The sequence below is a fragment of the Streptomyces sp. NPDC050433 genome (genome assembly GCF_044458565.1).
Classification (GTDB): domain Bacteria; phylum Actinomycetota; class Actinomycetes; order Streptomycetales; family Streptomycetaceae; genus Streptomyces.
Map to the genome: position 1 here is coordinate 544,875 of NZ_JBITIB010000001.1, position 16,145 is coordinate 561,019.

A 16,145-nucleotide genomic window follows, 5' to 3' on the forward strand; every position below is an offset into this window, starting at 1 on the left:
AGGGGGTATCAATGGGCTGCGGGAGATGTAACACGCCGGAAGCTTTCAGCCAACTCGCCCTCGTGTCCCGGCCGAGGGGATTCGCCGACAGTGTCCGTACGCGGTCCGGGCCTCGTCATGTCCGGCGGTCCGGGTCCGTGACCGCCCGGCCCTGTTTCCCCGCACGGGTGCCCAAGACGTGCGGGACATCTGAAAGGGAGTGATATTTGGGCCTAAGTGACATTCGGGACTCAGGAGGAACTCCATGCGCCGAGCCACGCACGCCAAGTGGGCCGCAGGTGCGCTCGCCGTCGCACTCGCGGCGACCGCCTGCGGCGGCGGTGGGAGCGGCAGTGGTGGCACCGACGGAGTGCTCAGCTCGTCCTGGGGCGACCCGCAGAACCCGCTGGAGCCCGCCAACACCAACGAGGTCCAGGGCGGCAAGGTCCTCGACATGGTCTTCCGGGGGCTGAAGCGGTACAACCCGAAGACCGCCAAGGCCGAGAACATGCTCGCCGAGAAGATCGACACCACGGACTCCACGAACTTCACCATCACCGTCAAGAGCGGCTGGACGTTCAGCAACGGCGAGAAGGTCACCGCGAAGTCCTTCGTGGACGCCTGGAACTACGGCGCGAACCTGAAGAACAACCAGCGCAACGCCTACTTCTTCGGCCAGATCGACGGCTATACGGCCGTCCACCCCGACTCCGGCAAGCCCACCGCCGCCACGCTCTCCGGCCTCAAGGTCACCGGCCCCCAGACCTTCACCGTCAAGCTCTCCCAGAAGTTCTCCACCTGGCCGGACACCCTCGGGTACGCCGCGTTCGCGCCCCTGCCCTCCTCGTTCTTCACCGACCACGCGGGCTGGCTCGCCAAGCCGGTCGGCAACGGGCCGTACTCCATCGACTCGTACACCAAGGGCTCGCAGATGTCCCTGCGCAAGTGGGACAAGTATCCCGGCTCGGACAAGGCACAGAACGGCGGCGTGGACCTGAAGGTCTACACCGACAACAACACCGCCTACACCGATCTGACGGCCGGCAATCTGGACCTCGTCGACGACGTCCCGGCCTCCCAGCTCAAGAACGCGCCCGCCGACCTCGGATCGCGCTACATCAACACCCCCGCCGGCATCATCCAGACCCTCGCCTTCCCGTACTACGACAAGGCGTGGAACACCCCGGACGCCCAGAAGGTCCGCACCGGTCTCTCGATGGCGATCAACCGCAAGCAGATCACCGAGACGATCTTCCAGAAGACCCGTACCCCGGCCACCGACTGGACCTCCCCGGTGCTCGGCACGTCGGGCGGCTACCAGGCCGGCCTCTGCGGCAAGGCCTGTGACTTCGACCCCGCCGCCGCGAAGAAGATGATCACCGACGGGGGCGGGCTGCCCGGCGGCCGGATCCAGCTCACGTACAACGCGGACACCGGCTCCCACAAGGACTGGATCGACGCCGTCTGTAACAGCATCAACAACACCCTCGGCAACGACCGGGCGTGCGTGGGCCGGCCGATCGGCACCTTCGCGGACTTCCGCAGCCAGATCACCCAGCAGAAGATGCCCGGTCCGTTCCGGGCCGGCTGGCAGATGGACTACCCGCTGATCCAGAACTTCCTCCAGCCGCTCTACTTCACCAACGCCTCGTCCAACGACGGCAAGTGGACCAACGCCGAGTTCGACAAGCTCGTCAACCAGGCGAACGCCGAGACCGACACCCAGACCGCGATCAAGAAGTTCCAGCAGGCCGAGGGCGTCGTACGGGACAACATGGCCGCCATCCCGCTCTGGTACCAGAACGGCAGCGCCGGCTACTCGGAGCGGCTGAGCAACGTCGCTCTGAACCCCTTCAGCGTCCCCGTCTACAACGAGATCAAGGTCAGCTGACGCCTCAGGCCCTGGAGGCCCCGAAGGCCCCAGGACCCGACCACGACACCCGGAGCCCTTCATGGGACGTTATGTGATCCGGCGTCTGCTCCAGATGATCCCCGTCTTCATCGGTGCCACGCTGCTGATCTTCCTCATGGTCAACGTGATGGGCGACCCCATCGCGGGGCTCTGCGGCGAGCGGCAGTGCGACCCGGCGACCGCCGCGCAACTGCGCAGCCAGTTCGGCCTCGACAAGCCGGTGTGGCAGCAGTACCTCACCTACATGGGGCACGTCTTCACCGGTGACTTCGGTACGGCCTTCAACGGCCAGAAGGTCACCGAGCTGATGGGCACGGCCTTCCCGATCACCATCCGGCTGACGATCGTCGCCATCGTCTTCGAGATCATCATCGGCATCACGCTCGGCGTGATCACCGGACTGCGCCGCGGCCGGCCGGTGGACAGCGGCGTCCTGCTGCTGACCCTGGTCGTCATCTCCGTACCGACGTTCGTGACCGGCCTGATCGTGCAGCTGCTCCTCGGCGTGAAGTGGAACATCATCTCCCCGTCGGTCTCGACGGCGGCCCCGCTCGGCGAACTGATCGTGCCGGGCCTCGTACTGGCCTCGGTGTCCCTGGCGTACGTCACCCGGCTGACCCGGACCTCCATCGCCGAGAACAACCGCTCCGACTACGTCCGTACCGCCATCGCCAAGGGCCTGCCCAGACACCGCGTGATCACCCGCCATCTGCTGCGCAACTCGCTGATCTCGGTGATCACCTTCATCGGCACCGACATCGGCGCCCTGATGGGCGGCGCGATCGTGACCGAGCGGATCTTCAACATCCACGGCGTCGGCTACCAGCTCTACCAGGGCATCCTGCGCCAGAACACCCAGACCGTCGTCGGCTTCGTGACGATCCTCGTCATCATCTTCCTGCTCGCGAATCTGCTGGTCGACCTGCTCTACGCCGTACTCGACCCGAGGATCCGCTATGCCTGAGCCAGAGTCCCCGAACCCGCAGGACGAAGGAGCCATCGCCCCGACCGGCTTCGGCGGCTCCATGGACCTCGCCACCGGCGACGGCGCCGAGCTCGAAGGGCTCGACCAGGGCGACGGCGAGGGGCCCGAGGAGAAGCCCCGCAGCCTCTGGTCGGACGCCTGGCGCGACCTGCGCCGCAACCCGGTCTTCATCATCTCCGGCCTCGTCATCGTCTTCCTGGTGATCATCGCGATCTGGCCCCAGCTGATCGCCTCGGGCAACCCGCTCTCCTGCAACCTCTCCAAGGCCCAGGAGGGCTCCCAGCCCGGCCACCCCTTCGGCTTCACCTCGCAGGGCTGCGACGTCTACACCCGTACCGTCTACGGCGCCCGCGCCTCGGTCACCGTCGGCGTCTGCGCCACCCTCGGTGTCGCGCTCGTCGGGACCGCGCTCGGCGGGCTGGCCGGCTTCTTCGGCGGCTCCGGGGACGCGATCCTCTCCCGCCTCACCGACATCTTCTTCGGTATCCCGGTGGTGCTCGGCGGGCTCGTCCTGCTCTCCGTGGTCACCAGCTCCAGCGTCTGGCCCGTGGTCGGCTTCATGGTGCTGCTCGGCTGGCCGCAGATCTCCCGGATCGCCCGCGGCTCCGTCATCACCATCAAGCAGAACGACTTCGTCCAGGCGGCGCGCGCCCTCGGCGCCTCCAACTCACGGATGATGCTGCGCCATATCCTGCCCAACGCGATCGCCCCGGTCATCGTGGTGGCGACCATCGCGCTCGGCACGTACATCGCGCTGGAGGCGACGCTCTCCTACCTCGGCGTGGGCCTCAAACCGCCCTCCGTGTCCTGGGGCATCGACATCTCCGACGCGTCGAAGTTCATCCGCAACGCCCCGCACATGCTGCTTTGGCCGGCCGGCGCCCTCGCCATCACCGTGCTCGCCTTCATCATGCTCGGCGACGCGGTGCGCGACGCCCTCGACCCCAAGCTGCGCTGAGGAGCCGGTCCATGTTGCTCGACGTGCGCGATCTTCAGGTGGAGTTCCACACCCGCGACGGCGTCACGAAGGCGGTCAACGGGGTCAGCTACTCGGTCGACGCGGGCGAAACCCTCGCCGTGCTCGGCGAGTCGGGCTCCGGCAAGTCCGTCACCGCCCAGGCGATCATGGGCATCCTGGACGTCCCGCCCGGCCGGATCACCGGTGGCGAGGTGCTGTTCAAGGGGCAGGACCTGCTCACGACCAAGGAGGACCGGCGGCGGAAGATCCGCGGTGCCGACATGGCGATGATCTTCCAGGACGCCCTCTCCTCGCTCAACCCCGTGCTGAGCGTGGGCGCCCAGCTCGGCGAGATGTTCGTCGTGCACCGGGGGACGTCCCGGAAGGAGGCGCGGGCGAAGGCCGTCGAACTCATGGACCGGGTACGGATCCCGGCGGCCAAGGAGCGGGTGAACGACTACCCGCACCAGTTCTCCGGCGGTATGCGCCAGCGCATCATGATCGCCATGGCGATGGCCCTCGAACCCTCGCTGATTATCGCCGACGAGCCGACGACCGCGCTCGACGTGACCGTGCAGGCCCAGGTCATGGAGCTGCTGGCGGATCTGCAACGCGAGCTGAACATGGGGCTGATCCTGATCACCCACGACCTCGGTGTCGTCGCCGACGTCGCGGACAAGATCGCGGTCATGTACGCGGGCCGGATCGTCGAGTCCGCCCCCGTCCACGACATCTACAAGGCCCCCGCCCACCCCTACACCCGCGGCCTGCTCGACTCCATCCCCCGGCTCGACCAGAAGGGCCGGGACCTGTACGCGATCAAGGGCCTGCCGCCCAACCTCCAGCGCATCCCGGCCGGTTGCGCCTTCAACCCGCGCTGTCCGCGGGCGCAGGACATCTGCCGTACGGATGTGCCGCCGCTCTTCGAGGTCGACGAGAACCGGCGAAGCGCCTGCTTCTTCTGGAGGGAGACTCTCGATGACGTCGATGGCTGAGCGCGCCGAGCCTGCTGAGCCCGCCGCGCCTGCTGAACCGATTCTGGAAGTACGCGACCTGGTCAAGCACTTCCCGCTCACCCGGGGCATCCTCTTCAAGAGGCAGATCGGCGCGGTCAAGGCGGTCGACGGCGTCTCCTTCGACCTGGCGGCCGGCGAGACGCTGGGCGTCGTGGGCGAGTCCGGCTGCGGGAAGTCGACCGTGGCGCGGATGCTGGTCAATCTGGAACGGCCCACGGCGGGCGAGATCCGCTACAAGGGCGAGGACATCACCCGGCTGTCGGGCCGCGCGCTGAAGGCCGTACGGCGCAACATCCAGATGGTCTTCCAGGATCCGTACACCTCGCTCAACCCGCGTATGACCGTCGGCGACATCATCGGTGAGCCCTTCGACATCCACCCCGAGGTCGCCCCCAAGGGCGACCGGCGGCGGAGGGTGCAGGACCTGCTCGACGTGGTGGGGCTCAACCCGGAGTACATCAACCGCTATCCGCACCAGTTCTCCGGCGGCCAGCGCCAGCGCATCGGCATCGCGCGCGGGCTGGCGCTGCGGCCGGAGGTCATCGTCGCCGACGAGCCGGTCTCGGCGCTGGACGTGTCCGTGCAGGCGCAGGTCATCAATCTGATGGAGAAGCTCCAGGACGAGTTCGACCTGAGCTACGTCTTCATCGCGCACGACCTGTCGATCGTCCGGCACATCTCCGACCGGGTCGGGGTGATGTATCTGGGGCGGATCATCGAGATCGGCACGGACACCCAGATCTACGACCACCCCACCCATCCCTACACGCAGGCGCTGCTCTCCGCGGTGCCGGTGCCCGACCCCGCGGTCCGCGCCGGCCGCGAACGGATCATCCTGACCGGCGAGGTGCCCTCACCGGCGCATCCGCCGTCCGGCTGCCGGTTCCGTACCCGCTGCTGGAAGGCGCAGGAGCGGTGCAGGCTTGAGGTGCCGCTGCTCGCCGTGCCCCCGGTCTTCCGGGGAACACAGGGCCCCGCGGAGCACGACTCGGCGTGTCACTTCGCCGAGGAACGCCAGGTGGTGGCCGCCGGGGCCGGGGCCGAAGAGGCGCGCGGGGAGGGTGGCGCGTACGGGGAGCAGGGTCCGGATCCGGACAAGGAGACGTGATTGAGACGTCAGGTCCGTTGACACGCAGGAAACTTGGCCGACGCCTCGCCGATATACGGACGCGTCACATTGGTCGACGTACGGCCGTGCGGGTGCCGTTGGACCGGCCGGGATCCTGAGGTCCCGGCCGGTCGCCCGAGGCGGCTGGAGCCACGCGCCGGGGGACGGTCGGCGCCCTTGTTCCCGGAGCGTTCAGCCGGGACCATCGCCGTGTGATATTCACCCGCGGGGCCAGGATCACCGGCGCGGTGCTGTGCGCCGTGCTCGCCGTCGTCGCCGCCGGGTGGATCGTGCGGGATCTGCGGGTGACGGACCGGCCCGTCGATCTGTGGTGGCACTGGGTGGACGGTGACGGCGTTCGCACCCTCGCCCCGCTCACGACCTCCGTGCTGGATCCCGTGCTGCTGGTCGTGTACGTCGTCGTGGCCGTCACCGTCGCGCGCTCGGCGGTCGCCGCGTCCGCGCTCGTCGCCACCGGCGTCCTCACACTCGCCGTCCGGCTGCCGGCGCTCTGGGTGCTCAGCTCGTCGTGGCTGGGGGAACGTGTCCCGGACGAGCTGCGCGGCCGTGCGCTGCTCTGTGCCTTCGTCGCTGTGCAGGTCGGCGTCGCGCTGCTCGTCACGGCCGCTGTCGGACGCAGAGCGCCGGACTCCGCGTACGGGCTGACGCCGACACGGCCCACGCAGGGCGTCTCCGTGACCGCCTTCCTGCTGCTGGGCGCCGTGGCGGGCATCTGGGCGGCCTGGGAGGTCTATTGGGGGCAGGAGCTGGGCCTCGACGCCTATCTCGACCACGTCACCGGGGAGGCGGGAGTGACGCCACTTCTCGGCATGCCCTACGGCTGGCTGAACGTGTCGATCGCGCTGCTCTGCCTCACGGCGGCCGTCGGGGCGCTCTACCGCACGCCGTTCTCACGGCCGTTCGGCATGGTGGCCACCGCGCTCCTCGTGGGCGTCGGCGGCCCGACGCTGGTGACGGCTCTGCGCAGCGATGCGTTCGCCCACTTCGAGGAGTCGCGGACGCCCGTGCAACTTCTGCTCATCAGCTCGCTGTTCGGGCTCGGCGCGGGCTGCCTGGCGCTGTTGGCGCTCGCCCGCAAGGGCGAGGAGGACATGACGATGGCCGGGCCGTACGCGCCGGTGTACGACGGGCAGGGCGGCGGCGGTGGGTTCCCCCCGCCGCCGCCCACATGGCCGCCCACGCCCTCCGGGCCGCCGCCACCCTCTGGGCCGCTACCGCCTTCGTCACCACCGTCCGGCTGGTGAGGGCTTCACCACGGCGCTACCGGCACTGCGGGCACTGCGGTCACCACCGGCACTACGGCATCCCGAGCGAACGCTTCAGGAAGTCCACCTGGAGCAGCAGCAGGTTCTCCGCGATCTGCTCCTGCGGCGTCATGTGCGTCACCCCGGTGAGCGGCAGCACCTCGTGCGGCCGGCCCGCCGACAGCAGCGCCGACGACAGCCGCAGCGTGTGCGTCATCACGACGTTGTCGTCGGCCAGACCATGGATGATCATCATCGGCCGCACCGGAGTCGCGGGCTCCGTGAGCCCGTCGTCGGTGACCAGCGAGTTGACCGCGTAGACCTCGGGCGCCTGTGCCGGATCACCCAGATACCGCTCCGTGTAGTGGGTGTCGTACAGCCGCCAGTCGGTCACCGGGGCGCCCGCGATCGCCGCGTGGAACACGTCGGGACGGCGCAGCGCCGCGAGTCCGGCGAGGTAACCCCCGTACGACCAGCCGCGGATGGCCACCCGCGACCGGTCCAGCGGGAACCGCTCGGCGAGCGCCTGGAGCGCTTCGATCTGGTCGTCCAGGGTGAGCGGCAGATTGTCCTTCACCGCCTTCTCCCAGCCGGGAGAGCGGCCCGGACTGCCCCGGCCGTCCGCGACGACGACGGCGAAACCCTGGTCGGCGAACCACTGGGACGTGAGGTACGGATTGTGCGCCGCCACCACGCGCTGGGCGTGCGGGCCCGCGTAGGGATCCAGCAGCACCGGAAGCGGGCCGTCCGCCTCCTGGTAGTCCGTGGGGAGCAGAACGGCGCACGGAATTCGGTGTGCGCCCCCCTCCGTGAGCTGCACGCGCGGGGTGAGATTCGGCTGCTGCGCGTACGACGTGACGACGGCGAGCTGTTTGCCCTCCCGCACCACCTGCACCATGGTTCCGCTCACGTCGGGCCGGGACGACGCGAGCACCATGACACCGCCCGCGCGTACGGCGCTGTGCACGCCCACGCCCTCCGAGACGCGCTCCGGCACGCCCGGTACATCGCCGGGAGTCCCGTAGGGCACCCGGTAGACATGGATCTCACCGATCTCTGGCGTCTCGGCGGCCTCGCCCGCCGCAGCGGACACCAGCACATCGCGTTCGCCGATGTCGAGCACCCCGCGGACCTGCAACTCCGGCCCCGTCAGCGCCCGGTCACCGACGAAGAGCACGCGCGCGCCGTCCTCGGGCGCCACCACGTCCGCACCGTGCTCGCCGCCAGGAATGTCCACTATCCGCACCAGCTCGCCGCCGGGCGTCAAGGCCGGTACACCGGCGAACAGTTCAAGCCATGCGGGGTCCGTCTCCTCGCACACGCGCCGTGTCTCGCCGCTCGCCGTGTCGACCGTCAGGTAGCGCTGAGAGCGCTGGTTCCGCGCCTGCACCAGCAGCACCGGCTCACCCGCCGACGACCAGTGGACGGCCCCGAGATACGGCGACTCGGTCCGGTCCCAGACCACCTCCGTACGTGAGCCGTCGAGGCCGATCAGAAAAAGCCGCACGTCAGCATTGGGGGTGCCGGCCGCGGGATAGGAGATCGTCGCCGGCTCGCGGTCCGGGTGCGCGGGGTCGGCGATCCACCAACGCTGTACGTCGGCCGCGTCGGCCCGCGCGACCAGCAGCCGGTCCGACTCCGGCGACCACCAGAAACCGCGGGAGCGCCCCATCTCCTCGGCAGCGATGAATTCGGCCAGGCCGTAGGTGGTCCGCCCGTCCTCCGGCGCCGCCAGTTCACGGTCGCCGTCCCCCTCGGCCCCCGTCACCCGCAGCGCGCCCCCGGCCACGTATGCGATGTGCTGCCCGTCGGGCGACGGGCGCGGGTCGATCACCGGCCCCGGTACGGGCAGTTCGCGTGCCGTCCCGGCGCGCAGCTCGGCCGTGAACAGCCGCCCCGACAGGGCGAAGGCCGCCAACTCGGCGGCGCCGTCGACCGCGTAGCCGACGATGCCCGACGACCCCTCGCGGCTCCGCTCCCGGCGGGCGCGCTCCTCGGCCGACAGCTCCTCCGGTGTGCCCGCCAGCAGGGCTTCCGGGTCGGCGGCGATCCGCTCGCGCGCCGTACCCGCCCCGTCGTCGAGATCGAGCACCCAGAGACGGTTCGTCCGGTCCGTTCCTGAGGCGGATCGGAGGAAGGTCACCCGCGAACCGTCGGGGGACACGGTGAAGGCCCGCGGAGCGCCGAGCGTGAAGCGCTGGGTCCTTGCGTACTGGCGAGGGAAGGAGAGTTGTTGCCTCGAGGTCATACGACCGAACCTAGCGTCCGTGCCGCTCGTTCGTGCGCCCCCATGTGCTGCTGTGCACCGATCGATGCGTTCCGGCGGATAGTTATGATCCATAGCGCCAAGTGGGTATGTACCCGCCGGCACATGCGTGTTGCCTGTCCCGATCGAATATCCGCCGACCATCTGTGGAGGTGAACCGCCGTGGCACTCTCGATTTCGGCGGTGGTGCTGCTGGCGATCGTTGTCGTCCTCCTGATCCGGAAATCCGGGCTCAAGGGTGGACACGCGTTGGTCTGCGTATTACTCGGTTTCTACCTTGCCAGCTCCTCGGTGGCTCCCACGATCAGTGACCTCACCACGAACGTGGCGGGCATGATCGGCGACCTCCAGTTCTAGTGCGGACATCTCGTCGGGGGACCCGCCTCGTACGCTGTGGGCATGACCGATCTCCCCGGCCGTCGTCTGCTCCTGGTCCACGCCCATCCCGATGACGAGTCGATCAACAACGGCGCCACGATGGCCAGGTACGCGGCCGAGGGCGCTCAGGTCACCTTGGTGACCTGCACACTCGGTGAGGAGGGCGAGGTCATTCCGCCTTCCCTCGCCCATCTGGCGCCCGGCGACGAGTCGACGGGCGCCTTCAGCGCTCTCGGGGCCCACCGCGAGGGCGAACTGGCCGCCGCGATGAGAGAGCTGGGCGTCGGCGACCACCGGCTGCTGGGCGGCCGGGGGCGGTTCAGGGACTCAGGAATGATGGGCTTCCCGCAGAACGGCCGTGACGGCGCCTTCTGGGGCGCGGACGTGGACGGCGCCGCCACGTACCTCGTGGAGGTGATCCGCTCCGTACGGCCGCAGGTGCTCGTCACCTACGACCCCCACGGCGGCTACGGCCACCCCGACCACATCCAGACCCACCGCGTTGCCACGCGCGCCGCCGAACTGGCCGCCGACGGCGACGTCCGGCCCGGACTCGGCGCCCCGCACACGATCGCGAAGATCTACTGGAACCGGGTACCGCGCTCGGCGGCCGAGGAGGGTTTCGCCCGACTGCGCGCCTCCGGGGCCGATTTCGCGGGCGTGGCGGACATCGCCGACGTACCCGGTGTGGTGGAGGAAGGCGAGATCACGGCGGAGATCGACGGGACGGCGTACGCGGCGCACAAGGCCGCGGCGATGCGCGCCCACGAGACCCAGATCGTCGTGGACGGGCCCTTCTTCGCGCTCTCCAACGGCCTCGGACAGCCGCTTTTCAGCACGGAGTACTACCAGTTGGTACGGGGCGCCTCCGGCGCGGACGCCGGCGTGCGCGAGACGGATCTCTTCGCGGGGGTGGGCGAGTGAGCGGGCGCGAGCGCGCGGAGTCAAGGGCGCGTGCGGGCGCGGGCATGGGAGCCCGCGCGGGCGCCGGGGGGCGTGGTGAGCCCGGCGGGTGGCTCGCGTCCCCGCCGAGACCCGGGCGCATCGCCGCGTACCTCGGTCTTCTGGTCCTCGGGGCGGTGGTCGGCACGGCGGGCGCGCTCGTCCAGGGCGGCTGGTTCCCCGGCGGCCTGATCCTCGCGCTGGTCGCCTCCGCGGGCCTCTTCTACGGAGGTCTGACCGCCACCGGGACCTCGTTCGGCGTCGGGGCCCCCGCGGCGGGCTGGCTGATCGCCGTCATCGTGCTGAGTCTCGGCCGCCCGGAGGGCGACGGCGTCTTCGCCGCGGGCCTGGGACCGATCGTCTATCTGCTCGGCGGTGCGCTTGTCGCTGTGATGTGTGCCACCATGTCGCGGTCACCGCAACCGGGCACCGAGTCCGGCCGACTTGGAAAGTGACGCCACCCGTCCGTAGCTGTCGGCCCGAATTGACCCCGTCCGTACGGTCGGTGGAATAAACGCTTCCCCCGGTCGTCGGGTGTGGTCCGGCGCAGGACAGTATGGTGGTGCGCGCTCCGGGCCGTCCCCTGGCCTCAGGCTTGGGGGACCCACACAGTTGAGTACCAGTGAGCCAGTAAGAACGGGCGGCGGAGCCAACCCGGGAGAACCTGCTTTGAGTCGTGAAACTGACAGTTCGTCCTCCGGGCCCCAGGGGCGCGGCGGAGCCGCGTACCCCTCGGGGACACCGCCGTACGGATCCCGCCAGTATCCGTCGCTGCACCCTGAGCAGGACGCTCCGGAGGAGACAGCCGAGGCCCCGGCCCAGCCGGGCGAGCCGAAGACCGAGACCACGCTGACCACGCGTATCCGGATCAATATTCCGGGTTCGCGGCCGATTCCGCCGGTCGTCATGCGTACGCCCATGAGCGACAGGGACAGTGGCCCGTCCTCCCCCGGCGGACCCGCGGGTCCGCCCGCGGGGGCGGGCCGGGGCGCCGACGACACGGGCGGCGCGCCGCGTACCGCCGCCGGACCCGACACGGGTTCGGCAGCGGCCGACGAGGACGCGCCGGCGGAGGACAAGCCTGCGACGAGTGACTGGTTCGCGCCGCGCAAGCCCCCGAGCGGGGGCACGTCGACCGGTGCGATGGGCGCCGGCGCCGCCGCGACGGCGCCCGGCCCGACGGTCCCCGGTCCTGGTGCCGGACCCGGCACCGGCGGCCGTTCCGACCTTCCGTACGGCTCCGACACCGGGCCGGACACCCGAGGCGGGGCGGGCGTGCCGCGCCCGCAGGCACCCGCGGGCAACGCCTTCATGCCGCCCGGCAGCGTGCCTCCGGGTAGCGTGCCGCCCGGCAGCGGCAGCACACCGGCGTTCGGAGTCGGTGCGCCCGACGGACCGACCTCGGGCCCCGCGAGCGGTATGTCCTCGCTCGCCTTCCTGGACCTGCCGCCGGGCGCCGACCTGGGAGCGACGAGCGGCCCCACGGAACCGGGAGGCCCCACGGGACCGGCCGGTCGTGACGACCGGGACGACCGCGGCGGACGGCCGCGCATGTCGGACGACACCGCGATACTGACCCCGCAGCAGCCCGCCCCCGAGCCCCCCGGCGGGCCCGGCAGCCATGTCTCGGGCGACACGCTCAGCAGCGGTATCCCGGTGGTGCCCTCCGAGAGCCGCTCGCCGTACCCGCCCGCCGGTTCCCAGACGGGCGCGGCGCCGCGCGCCGACCTGTCCGGTGGCCGGTTCCAGGACGGCCAGCTGCCCGCGCCTCCCGGCCCGTCGGCCGGCGGCGCCATGTCGGCGGGGCCCTCGTCCCACGGCGGCGGCAACCCCGACTTCTCGTCGCCGGACTTCCCCGGCCCGCCGGGACCGGCGTCCGCCACGCCCGCGGGCCCCGGCTCGGGTCCCGCGCCCGCGCGGACGACGAGCCCGCCTCCTAAGAAGAAGGGCCGCTCCAAGCTGGTGGGCGCCGGTGCGGGCATCGTCACGCTGGTCGTGATCGCCTACGGCGCAGGGCTGCTCCTGAACCACTCCGACGTACCGAAAGGCACCACCGTCCTCGGGGTGGACATCGGCGGCGGCACCCGCGACGACGCGGTGGACAAGCTCGACGCGACGCTCGGCAAGCGCTCGACCACGCCGCTCCAACTGTCCGTCGGCGGCAAGGAGGAGGAGCTGGGACCGGACAAGGCGGGACTCAGCCTCGACAGCCAGGCGACGGTCCGCAACGCGGCGGGCAGCGACTACAACCCGGTCTCCGTGATCGGCTCGCTCTTCGGCGGCGAACGCGTCACCGAACCGGTGCTCCCGGTCGACGAGGAGAAACTGCGGGTCGCGCTCACGGACCTCGCGGGCGACTCGGGCTCGGCGGCGGACGGCACGATCAAGTTCGAGCCGGGCAAGGCCGTTCCCGTACCGGGCAAGGCGGGCAAGGCACTTGACGTCGAACGCTCGATGATCTCGGTGAAGGACGCCTACCGCGCCCAGGTCGAGACGGGCAAGCCGAACATCGTCGAACTCCCCGTCAGCAGCCGCGAACCGACGATCGACCAGGCCGAACTCGACCGCGCGATGAAGGACTTCGCGGAACCCGCGATGTCCGGCCTGATCACGATAAAGGCGGGCGGCAGGCAGATCCAGTTCGGCCCCGACCGGTCGCTGCCGCAGATCCTCTCCATGAAGGCGATCGACGGAAAGCTGGTCGAGGTCTACGACAGGGCGGCGATCGAGGAGCTGCTGGACGGCGTCTTCGACGGCCTGACGATCACCAAGGCCGACGGCAAGGAACACCCCTTGTCGGCGGCGGACGTGGCCCAGGCGATGCAGAAGCCCCTCCTGGGCAAAACCCCGTCGGAACGCACGGCGGAAATCGACCTCAACCCGCAGGGCTAGCTCCTCGCCGCGTTGCCGAAGTGCCCCCGGGGCACTTCGGCGCGCGCGTGGGTACGACCGGGCAGGCCGGCGCCCGCCGGGTGCGCGCTCGGCGTCGGAGCTGCCCGAGCCCGTGCCGGACGCCGTGAGCCCCGCTCGCGGGTGAGGTGACCGGGCGGCGTGGGGTGGCGTGGCCGGATGCGGCCCGGCTTCGCGTCCGGCACGAGGGCGGTCCTCCGCCTCGTTTTCGCATGTACCGACATGGTGTGCGCCGTCTGGACCTGGTTCGACCCTGGCACGGGGCTGCTGGGTGCATGCCGGCCGAGGGCGGCGTCCGGCGGGTGCTCGCGCGCACCAGTCGCCCCGCCCCGCCCTACGGGCGGTCGGCGGCCGGTCCGGGCCACGCCCCACCGGTCGCCCGGTGGCGCGCCAGCCGGTCCCGCCCCGCCCCGCTCAGTTCAGCATCGCCCGCGCCGCCCGCGCCTTGTCGCGGATCGCGTCCGCCGTTGACGGTTCCACCGCCGACACCACCTCCGCGTACTCGTCCATCTCCGCGGCCCCGGCCAGGAACTCCCCGCGCCGCACCAGCACTTGGGCGCGTTCGTACCGCAGGCGGGCCGGGTGGGACGGGAGCAGGAGGCTCAGGTCGACGGCCCACAGGGCGACATCGCCGCGTTCCGGGCGGGTCGACGCCCATGCGCGGATGTTGTTCAGGATGCGGATCACGACGTGGAGAGGTTCGGCGGGGGTCAGCATCGACGGCTCCAGAGGGGCGCCTGTAGCCCCCGTCACCAGCGTCTCGGTGTCCTGGCGGGTCAGGAGCCTGCCGCCCGCGTACGGGTCGACCAGGACCCCCTCCTCGGGCTCCTCGGGCGCGCCGAGGCCGACGACGAAGTGACCGGGCAGGGCCACGCCGTACACCGGCGCCCCCGCACGGCGCGCGACCTCCGTCCACAGGACGGACAGCAGGATCGGCAATCCGCGCCTGCGCCGCAGGACCTCGTGCAGCAGGGAGGCCTCCAGACGCCCGTACTCGCCCGGCGTGCCGCGGAAGCCGAGGCGCGTGCCCAGCAGGTCCGCCAGCGCGGTGGCCCAGGCGCGCGGGCCGGTGAGGCCGAAGGGCAGCATCCCGGCCAGCCGGTCGAGTTCGATCTGGGCCGCGTCGAGCCCGGCCTCGTCCAGCGCGGAGTCCGCCTCCATACCGATGAGGAGGCAGAGCAGTGCGACATCGGGCCGTTCGGCGCGGGCCTCGGCGGCGAACCGGCTGCGCCGGTCCGGCGAGGGCGGTTGAGGTTCCATGGCCGGTCCGTCGCTCCTCACGCGGCTCGGAAGTGGTGGTACAGGTGATGCGTGGCGAAGCCCATGCCGTCGTACAGCGCGCCCGCCGCCGCGTTGTCCGACTCGACCTGGAGCCACCCGGCGCTCGCGCCCTCGTCCAGCGCGCGGCGGGCGAGCGCGCGCATCACGGCGCTCGCCAGGCCCTGCCGCCGCCGCGCCGGATCGACCTCGACGGCCATGAAGCCCGCCCAGCGCCCGTCGACCACACACCGTCCGATCGCGGCCGGCACCCCGGCGTCGTCGCCGGCGACCGACGCGAACCACACCGACGGCCCGCTGCCGAGCACCTTCAGCACGTGCGGACCCGGCTCCGCGAAGCGCTGGTAGCGGCGGAGCCACGCCTCGTCGCAGACGCGGTCGAGCCGTACCGGTGCCACATCCGCGTCCGCGTCCCCGTCCGCGTCCCGCCCGCCGTCCGCCAGCGGCGCGAGCGCCCCCACGCGCAGCTCCGCCGTCACCTCCCGCCGCCAGCCCCGCGCATCGAGCTCCGCACAGAGCAGTTCCTGCGTCCCCTCGGCGCCCGTGGCCGTCTGGATGTACGCGGGCAGGCTCCGCAGGTCGTACCAGCGCCGTACGCGCCCCAGCGCCTCGTCCAGGGGCATTCCCGGATCGCCCAGCGGCAGTACCGAGTTGGCGCGCCGGGTGAAACCGGCGGACGCCCGCAGCTCCCACTCGCCGAGCGCCTCCCGCTCCACCGGCTGCCACGCCCGCGCCGCCACCCCGGCCAGCTCCCGGAAGGAGGCGGCAGGACCCCGGCGCCGGGCGGGGGCGGCCGGAACGACCTTGCCCGCGACGAGCGAGGACGCCGCGATCCGGACGGTCTCACCGGTGCGACGTGTGATGAGGACCACATCATCGTCCCAAGATGTGAGAGTTCCGACCGTGTCGGTGAACTTCTCCGTGCCGTCGACGGCGCCGGTCAGACGCCGGACAGACACGCGTTTTCCCACGTCGGCGGGGGTGATCCGGACCTCCAGCCGTCCTCCGGTTGTGAATTCCACAGCTCTGCGCGCCCCTCCTGTGCGGATCATGCCCGGGAACGGAGATACTAGGTGCGGGCATCGACGACGCCGCGCTCCCGCGCGCCCGTGGACGGAGCCGCATATGGCCCGCCGCGCCCTATCGAG

General features: G+C 71.0%; 13 protein-coding genes. 10 read left to right on the forward strand and 3 right to left on the reverse strand.

Features of this window, described 5'->3' with window-relative positions; translation table 11 throughout:
- Nucleotides 1-244 precede the first annotated feature (244 nt).
- The 6 genes from ACIBLA_RS02555 to ACIBLA_RS02580 all read left to right on the forward strand — a co-directional run bounded on the left by ACIBLA_RS02555 (nt 245) and on the right by ACIBLA_RS02580 (nt 7,223).
- Nucleotides 245-1,870, forward strand: a complete 1,626-nt coding sequence (locus ACIBLA_RS02555) for an ABC transporter substrate-binding protein (RefSeq protein WP_399197562.1) — start codon at nt 245-247, stop codon at nt 1,868-1,870.
- Nucleotides 1,871-1,931: 61 nt separating this feature from the next.
- Nucleotides 1,932-2,855 (forward strand): ABC transporter permease, encoded by a 924-nt coding sequence (locus tag ACIBLA_RS02560; protein WP_363241678.1) that lies wholly within the window; start codon nt 1,932-1,934, stop codon nt 2,853-2,855.
- Nucleotides 2,848-3,834, forward strand: coding sequence for an ABC transporter permease (locus tag ACIBLA_RS02565; RefSeq protein WP_363241677.1), 987 nt, complete (start codon nt 2,848-2,850; stop codon nt 3,832-3,834). The genes ACIBLA_RS02560 and ACIBLA_RS02565 overlap by 8 nt, the downstream gene beginning before the upstream one ends.
- A gap of 11 nt (nt 3,835-3,845) precedes the next feature.
- A complete protein-coding gene (locus ACIBLA_RS02570; protein WP_363241676.1) occupies nt 3,846-4,829 on the forward strand; it encodes an ABC transporter ATP-binding protein in 984 nt (327 codons plus the stop codon).
- A complete protein-coding gene (locus ACIBLA_RS02575; RefSeq protein ID WP_399197563.1) occupies nt 4,813-5,958 on the forward strand; it encodes an ABC transporter ATP-binding protein in 1,146 nt (381 codons plus the stop codon). Before ACIBLA_RS02570 ends, ACIBLA_RS02575 begins: the two co-directional genes overlap by 17 nt.
- 212 nt (nt 5,959-6,170) lie before the next feature.
- On the forward strand, nt 6,171-7,223 hold the full coding sequence (locus ACIBLA_RS02580; protein ID WP_399197564.1) for a hypothetical protein: 1,053 nt from the start codon (nt 6,171-6,173) through the stop codon (nt 7,221-7,223).
- Between the two features lie 52 nt (nt 7,224-7,275).
- Here ACIBLA_RS02580 and ACIBLA_RS02585 read toward each other — a convergent pair whose 3' ends face one another.
- On the reverse strand, nt 7,276-9,471 hold the full coding sequence (locus ACIBLA_RS02585) for a prolyl oligopeptidase family serine peptidase (protein ID WP_399197565.1): 2,196 nt from the start codon (nt 9,469-9,471) through the stop codon (nt 7,276-7,278).
- 180 nt (nt 9,472-9,651) lie between these two features.
- On the opposite strand from ACIBLA_RS02585, the gene ACIBLA_RS02590 reads away from it, so the two are divergent.
- From ACIBLA_RS02590 to ACIBLA_RS02605, 4 genes are all read left to right on the forward strand, one after another.
- Nucleotides 9,652-9,846 carry a hypothetical protein gene (locus ACIBLA_RS02590; protein ID WP_363241672.1) on the forward strand — a complete coding sequence of 65 codons (195 nt, stop codon included), beginning with the start codon at nt 9,652-9,654 and terminating at the stop codon, nt 9,844-9,846.
- Between the two features lie 42 nt (nt 9,847-9,888).
- On the forward strand, nt 9,889-10,791 hold the full coding sequence (gene mshB, locus ACIBLA_RS02595) for an N-acetyl-1-D-myo-inositol-2-amino-2-deoxy-alpha-D-glucopyranoside deacetylase (protein ID WP_363241671.1): 903 nt from the start codon (nt 9,889-9,891) through the stop codon (nt 10,789-10,791).
- A 44-nt stretch (nt 10,792-10,835) separates the two neighbouring features.
- Nucleotides 10,836-11,264, forward strand: a complete 429-nt coding sequence (locus ACIBLA_RS02600; protein ID WP_363241759.1) for a DUF6113 family protein — start codon at nt 10,836-10,838, stop codon at nt 11,262-11,264.
- 214 nt (nt 11,265-11,478) lie between these two features.
- The gene (locus ACIBLA_RS02605; protein WP_399197566.1) at nt 11,479-13,701 is read left to right on the forward strand and encodes a hypothetical protein; all 2,223 of its coding nucleotides are present in this window, start codon (nt 11,479-11,481) and stop codon (nt 13,699-13,701) included.
- Between the two features lie 432 nt (nt 13,702-14,133).
- On the opposite strand, the gene ACIBLA_RS02610 is transcribed toward ACIBLA_RS02605, so the two are convergent.
- A complete protein-coding gene (locus ACIBLA_RS02610; RefSeq protein ID WP_363241669.1) occupies nt 14,134-14,979 on the reverse strand; it encodes a transglutaminase-like domain-containing protein in 846 nt (281 codons plus the stop codon).
- Between the two features lie 17 nt (nt 14,980-14,996).
- Entirely contained in the window at nt 14,997-16,019 is a 1,023-nt protein-coding gene (locus tag ACIBLA_RS02615; RefSeq protein WP_363241668.1) for a GNAT family N-acetyltransferase, read from the reverse strand.
- Nucleotides 16,020-16,145: the final 126 nt, after the last annotated feature.